The following is a 3,209-nucleotide window of genomic DNA, read 5'->3' on the forward strand; positions in this document are numbered from 1 at the left end:
CCGACAACCACCGCCCCTACCTGATCGACATCGTCAGCCACATACACAACGGCCGACTCCACATGCAATGGACCTACGACAGCGACACACACACCACCCACACCATCCAACAAGTCGCCGAAAACACCCTCGACACGCTCCGGCAACTCGCCGCCCAGGCCGGCCGCCCGGACGTACAGGGTTACAGCCCCTCGGACCTGCCGCTCAGCGGCCTGACCCAGCAGGAACTCGACGCGCTGGTCGAGCAGCTGCGCCGGCTGCCCGCCTGGCGGGCGAGCAGTCGGCCGCGCCCGCTGGAGGACTGCTACCCGCAGACCCCCATCCAGCGGGGCCTGTGGTTCCAGAGCCGGTTCGCGCAGGGCGAGGGCGTCTACCACGTCCAGATGGTCCACGGGATCGAACTCGACCTGGACGTCGCGGCCTTCCGGCACAGCTGGGCCGAGGTCATGCGCCGCCACCCGATCCTGCGCACCGGCTTCTGGGAGACCGAGAACCAGGCCCTCCAGCTGGTCTGGGCCGACGTTCCCGTCCCGCTGGAGGAGCAGGACTGGCGCTCGGGCACCCCGGAACAGCAGCGGGAGTGGCTGGAGACCTACCTCGGCAAGGACCGCACGCAGGGCTTCGCACCCGAGGACGTGCCGCAGTGGCGGCTGCTCCTCGCCCGCACCGGTGACGCCCAGTACCGGCTCGTCTGGAGCGCCCACCACACCGTCCTCGACGGCTGGAGCCTCAGCCTGATCCTGGGCGACGTGGTCCGCGGCTACGAGGCGCTCACCGGCAGCGGGCAGCCGCCGGCAGCGCGCATCCGGCCCTACCGCGACTACGTGACCTGGCTGAAGCGCCAGGACATGGGGCAGGCCGAGGAGTACTGGCGCACCGCCCTCCAGGGCGTCGAGCAAGCCACTCCCCTGAGCGTGGAACGCGACGTCGCTCCGGGCGCGCTGCCGGCGGGTGCCGGCGAGCAGGGCGAGCTGGGGATCGACTTCAGCGAGGAGGACACCCGCCGGCTGCACGAGCTGTGCCAGGCCCACCGCCTGACGCTCAACACCGTCCTTCAGGGCTGCTGGGCGCTGCTGCTCAGCCGCTACGCCCGTACCGACGACGTCGTCTTCGGCACGGTGACGTCCGGAAGGCCCCTGGAGGTCGAGGGCGTCGAGCGCATGGTCGGCCTGTTCATCAACACGCTGCCGCTGCGCGTGCGGGTTCCGGAGGGCAGCACCGCCCTCGACTGGCTGCACGGCCTCCAGGAACAGAACGTGCAGATGCGCCAGTACGAGTACAGCCCGCTCGGCCAGGTCCAGCACTGGAGTGGGCTGCCCTCCGGCGCGCCCCTCTTCGAGAGCCTGTTCGTCTTCGAGAACTACCCCGTGGAGCGGGACGAGGGCGCCGCCCTGCACTTCGAGTTGCTCCGCTCGGAGGAGCGCATCAACTACGCGCTGGGCGCGGTCGCGACGGTCCCCGACCGGATTCACCTCGACGTCCAGTACAACCGGGGACGCTTCGCGGACGAGACGGTCCAGCGCCTGCTCAGGCACTTCACGGGCATCTGCGCACAGGTCGCCCGGGACCCCCGGGCGCGGCTGAGCGAGATCACCGTCCTCACGGAAGAGGAACGCCGGCAGATCCTCCACCAGGGCAACGCCACAGCCACCCAGGGCGTCGGGGAGGACTTCGACCTGCTGGCCTTCGCGGCCGAGGCGGAGAACTCCGAGGACCGTGCGCTCCTGGAGCAGCTCCTCGCCGAGGTTGCGGGCGCGTCGCCCGACGACGGCCCACCGCAGACACCGGCGTCCGCCCCGACTACTGAGACAGGTGACCCTTCGTGAGTGAGCTTCTTTCGCGACAAGTCGCGAACCTGTCCCCCGAGCAGCAGGAGCTGCTGCGCCGTCGCCTTGCGGAGTCCAAGCAGCGGGACGCTCAACCGGCGGCGTTCCACGAGCTGTTCGAGTCGTGGGTGCGTCGCGACCCCGACCGGGTGGCCGTGGCCTTCGGTGACGAGCAGCTGAGCTACGCGGCCCTGAACCGGCTGGCGAACCGGCTCGCTCATCTCTTGCGGGACCGCGGTGTCGACCGCGAGTGCCTGGTCGGCCTGTGCATGCCGCGCTCGCTCGAGGTGATCGTCGGGCTGCTGGCGATCCTGAAGGCGGGCGGTGCGTATGTGCCGCTCGATCCGGAGTATCCGCCAGACCGGCTGGCGTACATGATCAGCGACGCCGCGCTGCCGCTGGTACTGACCCGGCGGTCGGTGGCCGGCGTGCTGCCCGAGGAATCCCAGGCGACGGTGCTGGCCGCGGAGGACTTCTGGCCTGAGCTTCAGACGTGGCCCGACACCCCGGTGCGGTTGGACGGGATTGTCGACGACCTGGCATACGTGATCTACACGTCCGGCTCCACGGGCCGTCCCAAGGGTGTCCAGGTCACCCACCGCGGCTTCCGCAACCTGGCGCGGTGGCAGTTCGAGAACTACGGCCTCAAGACCCCGCGCCGGGTGTTGCAGGGCACTTCGCTGAGCTTCGATATCTCGGTGTGGGAGATGTGCGCGGCGCTGCTGTCCGGCGGCACTCTGGTGCTGCCCGACCCCGGCCTGAAGATGGCCGGCTCCGACCTCGCCGATGTGCTGATCGAGCAGGGCGTCGAGAACATCAGCCTGACGCCGTCGGCGCTGTCCACACTGCCGGAGGAGGCGCTGCCGCACGTCCGCTACGTCACCGTCGGCGGCGAGGCGTGTCCGCTCGACCTGGTCCGCGTCTGGGCGCCCGGCCGGGCGTTCTTCAACGGCTACGGGCCGACCGAGGCCACGGTCGGGGTGAGTCTCGCCCGATACGAACCCGACCTGGAGCGCGTCCACATCGGCCGCCCCATCAGCGGCATGCAGGCGTATGTGCTCGACTCCCGCATGCAGCCGCTGCCGGTGGGCGTCGCCGGTGACCTGTATGTCGGCGGGTCCGGTGTCGCACGCGGCTACCTGGGACGCCCCGAGCTGACCGCCGAGGCGTTCGTCGCCAACCCGTTCGACGCGGGCGGCCGCCTGTACCGGACCGGTGACGTGGCCAGGCTGATGCCCGGTGGCGACGTGGAGTTCCTGGGCCGCGCCGACGACCAGGTGAAGATCCGCGGCTTCAGGGTCGAGCTGGGCGAGATCGAGTCCGCGCTGGCCCAGCACCCCGACGTGCGGCACGCCGCCGTGCTGCTCGACCAGGACGGCGCGG

2 protein-coding genes are annotated in these 3,209 nt (G+C 70.5%); both read left to right on the forward strand.

The features are described from left to right. A partial coding sequence (locus DQ392_RS10775) for a condensation domain-containing protein (protein WP_245981353.1) occupies positions 1–1,826 on the forward strand: 1,826 nt, incomplete at its 5' end. Beyond that, on the forward strand, positions 1,823–3,209 hold a 1,387-nt coding region (locus tag DQ392_RS10780), incomplete at its 3' end, for a non-ribosomal peptide synthetase (RefSeq protein WP_114015344.1). The genes DQ392_RS10775 and DQ392_RS10780, both read left to right, overlap by 4 nt.

This window comes from Streptomyces reniochalinae, from assembly GCF_003323735.1.
GTDB lineage: Bacteria > Actinomycetota > Actinomycetes > Streptomycetales > Streptomycetaceae > Streptomyces > Streptomyces reniochalinae.